14 protein-coding genes and 1 pseudogene are annotated in these 14,154 nt (G+C 65.9%); 11 read left to right on the plus strand and 4 right to left on the minus strand.

Annotated features, from left to right (window positions below):
* From ACKODO_RS03835 to ACKODO_RS03850, 4 genes are all read left to right on the plus strand, one after another.
* Positions 1 to 709 (plus strand): sodium:solute symporter family transporter (locus ACKODO_RS03835; protein WP_408982127.1); only part of this gene is annotated, 709 nt, incomplete at its 5' end.
* A 122-nt stretch (positions 710 to 831) separates the two neighbouring features.
* Positions 832 to 1,137 carry a hypothetical protein gene (locus ACKODO_RS03840; protein ID WP_408982128.1) on the plus strand — a complete coding sequence of 102 codons (306 nt, stop codon included), beginning with the start codon at positions 832 to 834 and terminating at the stop codon, positions 1,135 to 1,137.
* Positions 1,137 to 1,490: a hypothetical protein gene (locus ACKODO_RS03845; protein ID WP_408982129.1), complete on the plus strand. Its 354-nt coding sequence runs from the start codon at positions 1,137 to 1,139 to the stop codon at positions 1,488 to 1,490. The genes ACKODO_RS03840 and ACKODO_RS03845 overlap by 1 nt, the downstream gene beginning before the upstream one ends.
* Before the next feature lie 99 nt (positions 1,491 to 1,589).
* Positions 1,590 to 3,686, plus strand: coding sequence for a putative nucleotidyltransferase substrate binding domain-containing protein (locus ACKODO_RS03850; protein ID WP_408982130.1), 2,097 nt, complete (start codon positions 1,590 to 1,592; stop codon positions 3,684 to 3,686).
* A gap of 141 nt (positions 3,687 to 3,827) precedes the next feature.
* On the opposite strand, the gene ACKODO_RS03855 is transcribed toward ACKODO_RS03850, so the two are convergent.
* Positions 3,828 to 5,840, minus strand: a complete 2,013-nt coding sequence (locus ACKODO_RS03855) for a methyl-accepting chemotaxis protein (protein WP_408982131.1) — start codon at positions 5,838 to 5,840, stop codon at positions 3,828 to 3,830.
* On the opposite strand from ACKODO_RS03855, the gene ACKODO_RS03860 reads away from it, so the two are divergent.
* From ACKODO_RS03860 to ACKODO_RS03880, 5 genes are all read left to right on the plus strand, one after another.
* Entirely contained in the window at positions 5,839 to 6,051 is a 213-nt protein-coding gene (locus ACKODO_RS03860) for a hypothetical protein (protein WP_408982132.1), read from the plus strand. The genes ACKODO_RS03855 and ACKODO_RS03860 overlap by 2 nt on opposite strands.
* Before the next feature lie 77 nt (positions 6,052 to 6,128).
* The gene (locus ACKODO_RS03865) at positions 6,129 to 7,121 is read left to right on the plus strand and encodes an MBL fold metallo-hydrolase (RefSeq protein ID WP_408982133.1); all 993 of its coding nucleotides are present in this window, start codon (positions 6,129 to 6,131) and stop codon (positions 7,119 to 7,121) included.
* 210 nt (positions 7,122 to 7,331) lie between these two features.
* A complete protein-coding gene (locus tag ACKODO_RS03870; protein ID WP_408982140.1) occupies positions 7,332 to 8,144 on the plus strand; it encodes an NAD kinase in 813 nt (270 codons plus the stop codon).
* Positions 8,145 to 8,318: 174 nt separating this feature from the next.
* Positions 8,319 to 8,831: a response regulator gene (locus ACKODO_RS03875; RefSeq protein WP_408982134.1), complete on the plus strand. Its 513-nt coding sequence runs from the start codon at positions 8,319 to 8,321 to the stop codon at positions 8,829 to 8,831.
* A gap of 15 nt (positions 8,832 to 8,846) precedes the next feature.
* Complete coding sequence (locus ACKODO_RS03880) at positions 8,847 to 9,428, plus strand: Hpt domain-containing protein (RefSeq protein ID WP_408982135.1); 582 nt, start codon at positions 8,847 to 8,849, stop codon at positions 9,426 to 9,428.
* Between the two features lie 61 nt (positions 9,429 to 9,489).
* Here the strand turns inward: ACKODO_RS03880 and ACKODO_RS03885 are convergent, their stop codons facing one another.
* From ACKODO_RS03885 to ACKODO_RS03895, 3 genes are all read right to left on the minus strand, one after another.
* A complete protein-coding gene (locus ACKODO_RS03885) occupies positions 9,490 to 10,902 on the minus strand; it encodes a DUF2336 domain-containing protein (RefSeq protein WP_408982136.1) in 1,413 nt (470 codons plus the stop codon).
* A 9-nt stretch (positions 10,903 to 10,911) separates the two neighbouring features.
* Entirely contained in the window at positions 10,912 to 12,030 is a 1,119-nt protein-coding gene (locus ACKODO_RS03890) for a transglycosylase SLT domain-containing protein (protein WP_408982137.1), read from the minus strand.
* Between the two features lie 141 nt (positions 12,031 to 12,171).
* Positions 12,172 to 12,777, minus strand: a complete 606-nt coding sequence (locus tag ACKODO_RS03895) for a flavin reductase family protein (protein WP_408982138.1) — start codon at positions 12,775 to 12,777, stop codon at positions 12,172 to 12,174.
* A 143-nt stretch (positions 12,778 to 12,920) separates the two neighbouring features.
* On the opposite strand from ACKODO_RS03895, the gene ACKODO_RS03900 reads away from it, so the two are divergent.
* Together ACKODO_RS03900 and ACKODO_RS03905 are read left to right on the plus strand one after the other, a co-directional pair.
* Positions 12,921 to 13,808: a hypothetical protein gene (locus tag ACKODO_RS03900; protein ID WP_408982139.1), complete on the plus strand. Its 888-nt coding sequence runs from the start codon at positions 12,921 to 12,923 to the stop codon at positions 13,806 to 13,808.
* 206 nt (positions 13,809 to 14,014) lie between these two features.
* A pseudogene (locus ACKODO_RS03905) lies at positions 14,015 to 14,154 on the plus strand (Lrp/AsnC family transcriptional regulator); the annotation flags it as partial.

Consider the following 14,154-nt stretch of genomic DNA (forward strand, 5'->3'; position numbering starts at 1 on the left):
GGCCGCCGGCGGTCTCGCCGCCGCGCTCTCCACGGCGGATGGCCTGCTGCTCGCGCTCGCCAACGCGCTGTCGCATGACATCTACTACAAGATGATCAACCCGAACGCGCCGACCAAGCAGCGCCTCGTCATCAGCCGCGCGCTGCTGGTGGTGGTCGCGGTGCTGGCGGCCTGGACTGCCTCGACGCGGCCAACGGACATCGTCGCGATGGTGGCCTGGGCGTTCAGCCTTGCGGCCGGTGGCCTCTTCCCTGCCCTCGTCCTGGGTGTGTGGTGGAAGCGGACGACCAAGCAGGGTGCGATTGCTGGCATGCTCGCGGGCTTTTTCGTGACGTTGTTCTACCTCGTCATCACCCGCTACTGGCCGCATGTCGGTGTCGAGTATTTCGGCATGGTGTCGAACCTCAACCCGGTCACGGGCGCTCCGCTCATCTCGGCGGATGCCATGAAGGCGGCGCTCTCGAACCCGGCGCTGCTCGATGGGCCGGTTGCGGCAACGCATCCGCTCCAGAGCCGCGTGGGCTGGTTCAACATCAACAACATCTCCTCGGCTGCCTTCGGTCTGCCCGTCGGCTTCCTCGTGATGGTTGTGGTGTCGCTGATGACGCCGGCCCCGTCGAAGGAACTCCAGCAGTTCATCGACGATTGCCGCCGTCCGAAGGGCAAGACCCTGATGGAAGAGAAGAGCGGCCTCGTGGCGGCGCACTGACGCCATCGGAGAAGCAAAAAATCGGGGCGGGGGAGCGATCTCCCGCCCCTTTTCTTCACCCCGCAACACCCCATAACTGGCTCCAGGCGGCGCCCTTGCCGCATGATGACGAGGTTTCGCGCATGTCCGCCAATGCCGCGTTCTGGCTCTATAACGGGCCGAACATGCTGCTCTCGATCCTGCTCTACACGCTGCTGGGACGATACCTGCTCTCGCTCGTTTTCCGGCCGCAGAGCGAACTCGTGATCTGGCGCGTCTTCTGCCAGGTGACGGACCCGGTTCTCCACGCCGTGCAGGCCATCACCCCGCGCATCGTGGCGCCGGGCCTCGTGATGATCTTCGCCGTCTTCTGGCTGATCATCCTGCGCATCTGCTGGCTGCTTCTTGCGGTGATGTATGGCTTTCTGCCACAAGTGGGAGCGCAGTGATGTCGGAGATGGAACGCCGCGAGGCGCTGCTGAAGCAGGATGGCTATATCCTGGGCATCGCGTCCCTGTCGCTGCTGAACGGGATGCATTTCTCGCCCTATTTCAGCTTCGTCGCCATTCCCTTCGGGCCGATCCTCCGGGAATACGGCATCACCTCACCGGTCATCACCTTCTATCTCGCCTCGCTGATCGTGGCGGTGGGCAGCGTGATGGTCGCGGGGATTCCCGTTGCGATTTTCGAGCGCCTCACGGGACGCCAGCAGAGCGATTCCACCTCGATGGCCCTGTGGCTCGGTGCCATTTTCCTCATCACGATCCCCAGCATCATGGGCCTTGTCAGCGGCAATGGCTGAGCTTGCGCCAGCGCATGGCGCTTCGGGCGCGTTGCCGCTACCGTTTTTACATGACCGGCCTCAGCGCCGGGTTCTTGCCAACGGGAGGAGGCTGAGGCCATGCCGGCCCTGATCACGAATGATCCGCTGCTTGCGCTCGATGCCGTCGTCTTCGATACCGAGACGACCGGACTTGACCCGGCGCAGGCCCGTCTGCTGCAGATCGGTGCGGTGCGGCTCGTCGCGGGCCATCCGGATGAGGATGCGCCGTTCGAGATCAAGGTGAACCCCGGCGCGCCCATCCCGCCGGCTTCCTCGGCCATCCACGGCCTCCGCGATTCCGATGTGGCCGATGCCCCCGCCTTCCCCGAGGCCTATGCCGGTTTCCGGGCCTTTGCCGGGGAGGCCGTGCTCATCGGCCACAATATCGGCTTCGATCTCGCGATCCTCGCGCGGGAGGGCAAGCTTGCCGGCCTGCCTCCCCCCGCCAACCGCGTGCTCGATACGCGCCTGCTCGCGGAATTCTGTTTTCCTCGCCTCGGCGGTTTCACGCTGGATGCGCTGGCGAGCCATCTCGGCCTGGCGGTGACCGGTCGGCATGATGCGCTGGCCGATGCAAGGCTGACCGCCCGGCTGTTCCTCGCCCTGCTGCCCGCCTTGCGCGAGAAGAGCATCCGCACCTTCGGCGAGGCCGAGGCCGCCTGCCGCCAGCTCACCCATGCGCTGGAGGGCTATGCCCGCGCGGGCTGGGTGGAGCCGGTGCGCCCGACCGTGAGCGAAGGCGCGCTCGCCCGCATCGACGCCTACCCCTTCCGCCATCGCGTGAAGGAGATTGCGAGCCTTTCGCCGGTCATCCTGCCCTCGACCGCGACCCTCGGCGACGCCACAGAGCGCATGGCGAAACAGGGCATCTCCTCGGTCTTCGTCGGCTTCGAGGGGGGCGAGACGGGCATCGTCACGGAGCGTGACGTCATCCGCCAGATCGGCACCAACGGCCCGGCCACGCTTGCGAAACCCCTCTCGATTATCGCGACGCGCCCGCTCCTCACGGTGCCGGCCGAGGCCTTCATCTATCGCGCCATCGGCCGCATGGAGCGGCGGCAGATCCGCCATCTCGGCGTGGTGGATGAGGAGGGCCGGCTCGTGGGTGCGCTTTCCGCGCGCGATCTCCTGCGCCTCCGGGCCTCCGACGCGCTTGCGCTCGGCGATGCGATCGATACGGCCAACACGCCGGCCGATCTCGCCCGCGCCTGGGGGCGCCTGCCCGGCGTGATCGCGCGGCTGCGCGTGGAGGGCGTGAGCGCCACGGATTGCGCGGGCGTCATCAGCCGCGAGATCGGCGCATTGACCCGCAGATCCGCGCTGGAAGCCGAAAAGCAGCTGGAATCGCGTGGTCTGGGCCCCGCCCCGGCCTGCTATGCCACCCTCGTGCTTGGCTCGGCCGGACGCGGAGAGAGCCTGCTCGTGCCCGACCAGGACAATGCGACCATCCATGCGGGCATGGCGGAGAACGAGGCCTGGTTCCTCGCCCATGGCGTGGCGATGACGGAGCTGCTTCACGAAATCGGCATCCCGCTCTGCAAGGGCGGCGTGATGGCCAGCAACCCGGCGTGGAACGGCCATGCCGAAGCCTGGTTGAACCGCATCCGCAGCTGGACCGAGACCACGACGCCGGATGATCTCCTCGCGGTCGACATTTTCTACGATTTCCGCGCGGTCCATGGCGATGCCGGGCTTGCCGCAGCGCTTGCCTCGGAAGCGCGCAGCCGCGCCCATGGCTCGCGGGCGATGGTGAAGCTGCTGGCAGAGCAGCTCGGCCATTGGTCGCCGCCGCTGGGCCTTTTCGGCCGTTTCCGCACGGAGGAGGATGGCCGGATCGATCTCAAGAAGGGCGGGCTGTTCCCCATCGTCGCTTCGGCGCGCTGCCTCGCGCTGAGCCATGGCATTCCGGCCCGCAACACGGCGGAGCGGCTCGCGGCCCTGCGCGCGGGAAAGATCGGCGCGGATAGCGATCTTTCCGCGATGCAGCGTGCGCAGGCCGTGCTGATGGAATGCATTCTCGACCAGCAACTCGCGGATATCGCGAAGGGGCAGCCGCCTTCGAGCCGGGTCGAGGTCTCGAGCCTCGGCCCGGAGCAGCGGGAAGCGCTGAAGGAGGCCCTGAAATCCCTCTCCGCCGTTCCGGAAATGACCCAGGACCTGCTGTTTTCAGGTTAGAGGCAGCAGTTTCCACGCTGGAGCAGTCTGAAGCGAAGCGGATACCCGTTCTCGTCATAAAAACGCGAAGAACCAACGGCTGAAACGAAAAACGCGCGGGAGCCAGAACCCGCGCGCTTTTCCCACTGAGAATGCGGGGCGCTATGCCGCCCGCACTTCGTCGAGGAAGGTCGAGACCACGCCCTCCAGCGCATCCGCCTCCTCCGAGATGTTCGTTGCGGCCCGGGCCACGTCTCCGGCGGTCGCGCGCGAGGAGACCGCGCGGCTCTCCGCGTCCTTGATCGCGGTCACGCCTTCCGTCGAGGAGCGGGCCGCCTCTTTGACGTTGCCGGAGATCGTGCCGAGCGCGCTCGACTGCTCTTCCACCGCCGCCGCCACCGAGGCCGCGATGGAGGACATCTCCGAGAGAATGCCCCCGATGAGACCGATGGCGTTCGAGACATCTGACGAGGCCGACTGGATCGAGGTGATCTTGTTGACGATCTCCTCGGTCGCCTTCGCAGTCTGGCCAGCAAGCGATTTCACCTCCGATGCGACCACCGCGAAACCGCGGCCCGCCTCGCCCGCGCGCGCCGCCTCGATCGTGGCGTTGAGCGCCAGCAGGTTGGTCTGGCCGGCGATGGTGCGGATGAGCTCGACCACGTCGCCGATGCGCTCGGCCTCGCGGGCGAGCTCCGTCATCATCGAGGTCGCATGCTCGGATTGCTGGACCGCGCGGTTCGCCACTTCCGTGGAGCGCACGGCCTGGCGGGACACATCATCCACCGATTTCGAGAGCTGCTCGGTCGCAACGGCTACCGACGAGACCTCGCGAGAGGCCGAGCCCGTGGCCTTCTCGGCCACCTGCGTCTGGGTGGTCAGCGCGTTCGAATCGGCTTCCAGGGCCTGCGAGGCATGCCGCATGGCGTCAGACGCCCCATGGAGGGTCTTGAGCGCGCGGTCCATCGCATTGCCAAAGGCGGTGACGGACTGCTCCACCTTCTCGGCACGGCGCAGGCGGTCGCGCGCTTCCTGCTCGGCGGCGGCCGCGAGGCGCTCGCGCTCGATGATCGATTCGCGGAACACCCTGAGCGCACGGGCCATGCCGCCAATCTCGTCGGAGCGCTTCTCGAAGGGAATCGCAACGCCGGTATCGCCATCGGCCACCTTGCGCATCACTTCGGCGAGATGAGACAGCGCATTGCTCAGCGAGCGACCGACCAGCAGCACGAGGGCGATGCAGATCAATGCGGCCAGCACGGCCGAACCCCAGGCGAACTGTTCGGCCATGCGGATGGCATCGGAGCTGCGGGCGCGCGCATCGACCATGCGGGCCTCGGCGTGCTCACGCAAGGCGGCGGTGGCCGCCAGCATGCGGCGGGCATGGGTCACGGCCTCGTCGCGCGCGGCGCGCTCTGCCGCGACGGCGTCACGCCAGGCTGCGAAGGTCTCGCCCTGCTGCCTCAGGTTCTCGATGAGCATCTCGGCCTGCTTCCTGTCCCATTCGGAACGCTCCAGCAGGCCCACAAGGCTCGAACGCAGGAAATCAAGGCGAGGGGCCAGCATTTCGTCGCGTTTCCAGCGATAGCGCATTTCCACGCCCAACAGCTCGGAAAAAGCCTGCGCGGCCATGCTGAAACGCTCGTCATTCGCCTTCGAGCCCTGGAACACGACACCGAGGATTTCCGTGGTGCGGTCGAGATCTTCCGTCAGGCCATCGGTCGCGGAGCGGCCGACCTTGATCACGGCATCGCGCAGCGCGTTCAAGGAGCGGCCGAGCGCGTTGAGGCGCGCCTCGGCATTGGTCGCCGCCTCGCGCATGCGCTCGTCCGAGCTGTTCTTCATCCTGGTGATGATCTCGCGCGCGACATTCAGGCCGTAGAGGATTTCGCCCTGGACGCGCACGGAGCGATCATCGAGGAAGCTCGAAGCCTGACTCTGCAGGATGCTCAGGCTCCCGACAAGGCTCTCCACCTCCTGCAGTTCAGCTTGCGCCCGCGTGAAGGCCTGCTCCGCATCGCGGCGCTGGTGCTCCGCATATCGGCCGAGGCCGATCGTCAGGGAGACGCCCACGACCGGGCCGATCGCGATGACGGCGATTTTCCACCTGACGGAAGAAAAAATGCGGCGGAAGGACAAGCCCTGCATGGAAAAGCGGGGAAGTGGAAACTTCATGACGATTCTCGTCCGGCTGGGATATGGCATGGTTAATGTGTCCGAAACTTGCACCCAAACCTTGAGGAATGGTGAAGCGCCGCGCATTTTCCTTGCCAATGTGCAAAGTGAGGGCAAACTGCCTCTGCCGGAAACGTGGATTGATCGCATTCACGCCGATGTGATCATGAAAAAACGCAAGATGGAATGGGTCTCCCGGCGCTGGCGATGATGCGCTGGTGCACGATGTATCCAGGATCAGACAAGCGACGCGCCATGGTGCGCAGGACGCCAAAAGGGAGAAACGGAATGTCTTTGCAGCGCAGGCAAATTCTCGCCGCGGGGGCCGGCTTCGGTGCGGCATGGCTGGGCGGCGCCGGGTCCCTTCCCGGTGGTCTTGGAACGGCGCAGGCGGCCGCCCCGCTCGCCGGCACCCCGAGCGCCGCCACATTCCGCTTCAAGGTCGGCGCCATCGAGGTGACGGCGCTGCATGATGGCATCGCCGCGCGCCCGCTCGATGCGAGCTTCGTGCGCAACGCCGAACTCAAGGATGTTCAGGCCGTGCTGGCGGAGAACTTCCTTCCCACCGACACGCTGAACATCTCCTTCACTACCCTGCTCGTGAATAACGGCTCGAAACTCGCGCTGATCGATACGGGCTTTGCGGATAGTGGCGGCCCCACCAATGGCCGCACCGTGGCGCAGTTGAAGTCGCTGGGCATCGAGCCGTCGCAGATCGATGTCGTGCTGCTCAGCCATTTTCATGGCGACCACCTGCAAGGCGCGCGCGCGAAGGATGGCAAGCTTGTCTATCCGAATGCCGAGATCATGGCGCCGGAGAGCGAGTGGGCCTTCTGGATGGACGATGCCCGCATGGCCGCAGCGCCCGATGCGATGAAGGGGGCCTTCGCGGGCGTGCATCGCGTGCTGAAGCCGAATGCCAAGGACGTGAAGCGCTTCGCATGGGGCCAGGAAGTTGTCACCGGCATCACCGCCGTCGAGGCTTCAGGCCACACGCCGGGCCACACCGCCTTCGCGATCTCCTCGGGCGGCAAGACCCTGATCTATGTCGCCGACATCACAAACACGCCGCTGCTTTTCGCGCGGAACCCGGAATGGCGCGTGATGTTCGACATGGATGCGGAAAAGGCGGTTGCCACCCGCAAGCGCATTCTCGACATGGCGGCGACCGACAGGATCCAGGTTTCCTTCTACCATGGCAACTTCCCCTCGACCGGCTTCATCGCCCGGGAAGGCGCGGGCTACCGGCTGGTGCCGGCGCCGTGGTCGAGCGTGCTCTGAGCGCAATCCGCGCAATGGAAACGGATGGCGCCCCTCGCGGGCGCCGTCGCCTTTCCGGAGCTCGATCAAGCCCGCGACCGGGGTGAGGCAAGGGCGATTGCGCCGGAAGCTCTTGCAAAGGGTGCCATCCGCGTTTCACAGTTCCGTGACGCCGGCGCGCGACCAGACGGCCGAAGACGCCCCAATGCCCCCTTGCGGAGCGAGACAGCCTTGCAGCAGCCCGTCCCCTCCCCCAGCACGCACGAGCCGTGGCGAAAGGCAAGGCCGGCCCTCGCGTTTGTCGCCTCCAGCGCGCCGGATGCGGAACTCGCATTGCAGCGGTTGCGCCGATTCTATGGCGAATGTCAGCCGGAAGATGCCGATGTGATCGTGGCGCTCGGGGGCGATGGCATGATGCTGCAGACGCTCCACCGCTTCCTTGGCACCGGAAAGCCGATCTACGGCATGAATCGCGGTTCGGTCGGCTTCCTGATGAACGAGTTCCGGGAAGATGACCTGATCGAGCGCATTCGCATGGCCACGCGCTCGATCGTGCATCCGCTCAACATGGTAGCGAGCGATGGGCAGGGCGCGCAGACGCGCGCGCGCGCTTTCAATGAGGTCTCGCTGCTGCGGCAGACCCATCAGGCCGCCAAGCTCGAGATCACGGTCGATGGCACCGTGCGCCTGCCCGAATTGATCGCGGATGGCCTGCTGCTCGCGACCCCCACGGGCTCGACTGCCTACAACCTCTCGGCCAATGGCCCGATCCTGCCTCTCTCTGCCCCGCTGATGGCGCTGACGCCGATCTCCGCCTTCCGGCCCCGGCGCTGGCGCGGCGCATTGCTTCCGGATCGCGTGCGCGTGCGCATCCGTGTTCTGGAACCGGAAAAGCGTCCCGTTTCAGCCGTCGCAGACCATGTCGAGATCCGCGATGCGCGCAATATCGAGATCGAGATGGATCACTCGGTCACGCTGGTGATGCTGCACGACCCCGGGCACGGCCTTGACGAGCGCATCCTGCGCGAGCAGTTCGACGCCTGATCACATCGCCGGGTTGCACCGGCCCTTTCATCGAATCGCGCATTTTCAACTCGTGTTAACGAAACCCGTTTAGTCTCGCCCCACGATCGCAGAAGCGATTGCCGGGTGTTGGCCGCAGTTCCGCGTCACAGGCCATGCCCGCCGGGAGAACCCCGTGACGCGACCGGTACCGCCATGTTCCGCGTCGATTGCAGCCGACTTCGCTTCCTCGTCATCGACGATAACGGCTTCATGCGCCGCATCATCCGCTCCCTTCTGCACGGCTTCGGCACGCGCGAAGTGACCGAGGCGGAAGACGGCGCGGCAGGGCTTGAAGCCTTCGCCACTTATCTCCCCGATATCGTGATCACCGATTGGTCGATGCCCGTCTTCGATGGAATCGAACTGACCAAGATGATCCGCCAGCCGGATAGGAGCCCCAACCCCTTCGTGCCGATCATCATGATCACCGGCTATCCCGAGCGCAGCCGCGTGTTCGAAGCGCGCGATGCCGGCGTTTCGGAAATGCTCGCAAAGCCGATTTCCGCCAAGGGGCTCTACCTGCGCATCGCGAAGGTCGTGCTCAACCCGCGCCCCTTCATCCGCACCGATAACTATTTCGGGCCGGACCGCCGGCACCTCGTCAAGGCCGAGGCCTACAAGGGGCGCGGTGCTGCCGCGAACCTCCTCAAGAGCCCGTCGGCCTGAAGGATCAGCATCGTCATGACCCGTCCCCAAGCTTCCGAAGGCACCATGCCGACCACCTTCGAGCAGGATTTCGGCGCGACCCGCGTCATCCATGTCAGCGGCGCGCTGCGCGCCAAGGCCGCGGTGCACAATGCCGATCCCAGCGGCGCGGATGATCTGTCGATCGCCGCGGCCGAAAGCGCGATGAAGGACCTCTCGGGTGATTTCCAGAACTGGATGGGCGACGAGATAAACCGCCTTGTCGCGGCCTTCGACGATTATCGCAGCAAGGGTCCGGGCGAGCGCGACATCACGAACCTGTTCCGCGCCGCGCATGACATTCGCGGCCAGGCGGCGGCGTTCGGCTATCCGCTGGCCGGGGAAGTCGCCGGCAGCCTCGCCAAGCTCCTCGACAAGATCGAGCCGGATTACCTGCCCACCCCCCTCATTGCCCATCATGTGGATGCGGTGCGCGCGATTTATCGCAGCCAGGTCCGCGATTACGCCAATCCGGTCGCGGTCCAGATCATCCACACCCTCAAGAAGACGATCGACCGGATGGTGGAAGCCCGCGCCAATGCGATAGCCGAAGAGCAGAAAATGGCGCGCGGGCGCTGACTTTCCGCGACACCATACCGCAAGAGCCGGGCTTCGCGCCCGGCTTTCCCGTCCGACGCGCTCAGGCGACGTTGCGGCGGATATCCCATTCGGGGAAAGGTGCGGAGCCGTTGGCGGGGTCGGCCGGACGCTCGAATACGGCACGCAGGCGGGAATCGCGCTCGCGCTGCCATTCGTTGATCACGGTCCTGAGGTCCGGTATCTCGTCTTTTGCCGGCGCGGCCAAGGCCGGCTCCGCAGGGTTGACAGCCTTCTCGGCGAGATCGATCACCTCGTCATCCGCACCAAGAACCGCAAGCTGATGCGTCCGTTCGACGGTAAGCCTGTGTTGCGGGAAATCGCTCTGCGCCTGAGCGCGCAGATCCTCCGCGAGGCGGCGGGATTGCAGCCGAGCCGCCTCGGCCTCATAGCGGCGCAGCAGCGCCAGCAACCGCACCTCCTCGCCACCCTCCATCGACAGGCAGACGCTCTGTGCAGCGCGGATCACCGGCAAGGAGAGACCGCCATCGGCTTCGGGCGCGCCGAGTTCCTGCGCGGCCCGAACGGCAGCGATCAGCGGCTGCTCGAGGAAGGATGGCAGGCCCGCCCGCCGGAACAGGGCCAAGAGCGTGGCATCGGATCGGCCGCGCATCAGCCCGGCGACGCGGCCGGAGGTCATGCCGGTGAGATCGGCCAGCGCTTCGGTGAGCAGCGCGATATCTCCGCCAAGCACGGAACGCAGCAGCAGGCCGGGCGTCAGCTTCTGCTGCTCGCGCAGGTATCGCACGAATTGCGGAAGGTGATGACGCGCCTGGGTGGCGATGGAGATGGTGCCCAGCAGCAGCGCCTCCTCAACCATGCGACGGTTCTTGTCAGCGGCCAGGAAACCGCCCTCGCCCGCTAAGGACTGCAGGCTGTCGTTCAGCGCGATCATGAGCTGGTGGCGCACGGCCGGAGGCACGTGGTGGCGTTCCAGCAGCGCATCCCGCAACTTGCCATCCTTGCCAAACTGCATGGCGATCGCCAGCAGGTCGCCATCGCCGATCTGGGCATGCGGGTTGCGTGCCAGCGCCAGGCAGGATTCGCGTTCGGCGCGCATCACGATGGCATGCGCGCTGCGCTCGGTCACGATCGGGCGGAGCGCCATGGCCAGAAGCGCCTTCGGCTCGGCATGGGCCGCGAGATCAATGAGATCGGCCTCCTGCAGGACGGGCGACCGTGCGAGAAGCGGTGCTCCGACCTCCGGCTGGTCCGCAGCCAGCGCCAGAACGATATGGCGCGGGGCCTGCCAATGGTCGGCCAGAGCGCAGGCCAGAGCACGCCGCACGCTCTTGGCAGGATCATCCAGCACCAGCGTCAGCGCTGCCTCGGCGGCTTCCGGGGTTTCCTCGCCGAGCGTCCGGTTGAGATAGGCCCGTGCCAGCAGATCGGTCGCCTCGGCCCGCTCCTTCGGGGCGGCACGGTCGATCCAGGCGAGAAATGACGTTACCAACATGTCTTCACCTCACCGCGTCTTGCGCGCACTAAACTTGGTCAGATCGAGTGGAAAGCGGTGCGCCGCGAGCCCCTCGCCCCGGCGCGGCGGCACCGGCAGATCCGGTGCCTCGATGCCCGGCGGCGCCGCGCCAGCCACCGTGGCCGGGGCCTCGGCGACATCGCTCGCAGGGGCCTTGACCGTCTCGGCATTGAGGGCCGCGAGTTGCGCGACGGGCGTGCTGGCGCGCGGGAAGAAGGAGGGCGCATCGCGGTTGAGGCGGGCCTCGGCCACGTGAAGCCAGGTCTTGCGCAGATTCTGCGCGCCATCGGATTCACCGCCGGCCCGGAAAAGGCCATGCATCGAATTGTGCGCGCGCGCCTGCCCGGTAACCGTCGTAAGGCGCGGAATGGAACCCGAGCCGCCGCGCACGAGTTGGGTTTGCACGGGCACTGAGCCGGCCGCGGGCAGAGCCTCCGTGGCGGCGGCCTGCAAGGCGGTCGCATCCTCGGCGACATGGAAGGACGAGAGCCGGGCATAGACCTCGCGCACGGAACGCGCCCGGCCCCTGCCATCATAGAAGATCGAGCGATTGGCGGAAGCCGCGTCCGGGAAGGCCTTGGACGCCGATTGTTCCGGCGTCGATTGCGCCCGGGAGATCAGCTCCGCCGCGCCCTGCGCGCCAAGGAAATGCGCCATGTAGAGTTCGGCCTGGTTCGGCTCGCGTGAAAGATGCTCCTTCAGGGTCTCGCGGTTCTTCTGGGTGAAAATGCCCGCGAGCGTCGAGGACAGGGCCGGGTCCTTGCGCAGATCGAGGATTTGCTTGCGGGTATTGGCATCGTTGACCATGTAACGGCCCCAGCGATCCTGCTGGATTGCCTCAGCCTCGTTGGCGAGGCCGAGAGTCGGTCCCTCGCGTTTCACAAGCCCCAGCCAGGTCTGCTCGATGAACTGGAAAAGGCCGGTCGCCGACGAGCTCTGCGCCTTCGCAGCCGGGTTGAAACCCGATTCCCGCTTGGCGGTGCGCATCAGGTAATCGAAGGAAGTGCCGGTGGAATCCGCCGCCTGCTGCACGACGCGCGCGACGGGATGACCCGTCGTCTTGGCGCCGGGCTCTGGCGTGGAAGTGGGCGTGGTGAAGAGAAACATGATGCAAAGGCTCCCCGAATCGAACGCGCGAGGCCTTTCGCGCACCCTTTTCGTCAGGCGCCACTTTTGACGATCATGGTAAACTGCCGTTTAAGCCCGCAGCCCCCCCTCCTGTGCCGGAACGGGACGCCGGTCGATTTCTCAGGTGAGAACGGGCCGCGCGAGCTCGAAAACCCGCTCCACGCTGGTGTAGTCCATGTATCCGAGCCGCGCGAGCAGCGCGAGATTGCCGGCATCCACCCGGCCATCCCTCAGGATCCTTTCATCGACGAAAACGCCAAGCACCTCACCGATGACCATGGTGTAGGGACCCGGCACGGCATCCACGCCCGAAAGCGGAAGGATCTCGGTCATCTTGCATTCAAGGGCGGCTGCGATGCCCTTCACGCGTGGCGGCTTCACGAGCCGGGAGGCTTCCATGCCGAGGCCCGCCTTCTCGAATTCGTTCACCCCGCGCGGATAATTCGCCGAGCTTGCATTCATCGGGTGCAGGAAATCCAGCGTGACGATGTTGCAGACGAATTCGCCAGTCTCCTCGACATTCTGCAGCGAATCCTTCCGGCCATCCGAGGAAAACATCACCAGCGGCGGCCGCTCTCCCACCATGTTGAAGAAGGAATAGGGGGCGAGGTTGATCGCGCCATCCGCCCCGCGCGTGGACACCCAGCCGATCGGACGGGGAGCTACCAGGGCCTTCAGCGGATCATGCGAGAGGCCGTGATTCCTCAAACGCGGTTCGTAGAACATGCCCTTCTCCCCTGCCATTGCCTGGCGCAAACCCGAAGCCCGCCACCCCCGCGCCATGCGCGTGCCAGTTTTGGCCGTCACGGGCCTTCCGCGTGAAGTCACATGCGGTTGCGTGGATACTGCTTTTCGGCGAAAGAGGCGCGATGATGCAAGCCCGGTTGCGCGAATCATGCCTCAGGCCTCGCGGCTCGCGCAGCGGTGCGAGCCGGCGCGCGCTGCTGGCCCTCGGCCTAGCCAGCCTTGCCCTGCCAAACCTCGTCCCGACGGCCTTCGCCCAACGCAGCGGCCTGCTCACCCTGCGAGCGACATTCGGCGAGCGCGGGCCGGAGATCCGCGAGGAACTCATCTGGCGCGTCTATTCCGTGCGCGGCACCGATGCGCAGCTCGTGCAGCAGAGCGCTGAGATCCGCCCGAATTTCTCGCTTCCACCCGGAGAGTATGCCGTGCATGCCAGCCATGGGCTTGCCACCGCCATCCGCTCGGTCACGGTCACGGAGATCGGCACCGCCGCGGTCATTCCTATCAATGCGGGCGCGCTCGTCGTCTCGGGCCATATCGGCGGGCCGGAGCGGCCCATGCCGCCGGCGCGGCAGGCGCTTCGCCTGTTCATCCCCACCGCGAACAATTCCGAGGGGCGGCTGGTCACCAACGTGCTGCGCCCCGGCGCGGTGCTGCGCCTGCCCGAGGGCACCTATCACCTCGTCTCGACCTATACCGGCACGAATTCGGTGGTGCGCTCGGATGTGAAGATCGAGACCGGCAAGGTGACGGAAGCGGCCGTCAACCATCGCGCCGCGACCATGACGCTCAAGCTCGTGCGCGCCATAGGCGGGGCAGCTTTGGCCGGCACGCAATGGACCATCGAGACCCCCGGCGGCGACATTGTCGCCGAGGCCGCCGGTGCCTTCCCGAATGTCGATATCGCCGAGGGCGCCTACACCGTCACCGCGCGGCACAATGACCGCGAATACAAGGGCCAGATGAAGGTGGAAGGCGGTGTGAACCGCGATTTCGAGATCATCGTGGAGTAATTCCGCCGGTCCGGCATGGCCAGACTTGTTTCGGCCATCCATGTCTTTATTCTGGCGCACCAAGCGGCTAGGAAGTCGTGGATGGCCGGGCTCAACCCGGCCATGACGCGGCGGCAAGGCGAACGAGTTTATGCGCTGGCAAAGGCCAAGGGCCGCCGGGCGGCCAGCCCGGACGTCGCGCAGCGACAAGGAAAGAACAACAAAAAATGCAGACATTTTTTGTGCAGATCAAATGCAGGCTCGGCAAGACCTACGAGGTCGCGACCGCCCTCGCCGATGCCGAAATCGCTTCCGAAATCTATTCCACGGCCGGCAATTACGACATTCTCGCGAAGTTCCACCTCGA

Source organism: Rhabdaerophilum sp. (genome assembly GCF_046092605.1).
Lineage (GTDB): Bacteria > Pseudomonadota > Alphaproteobacteria > Rhizobiales > Beijerinckiaceae > Rhabdaerophilum.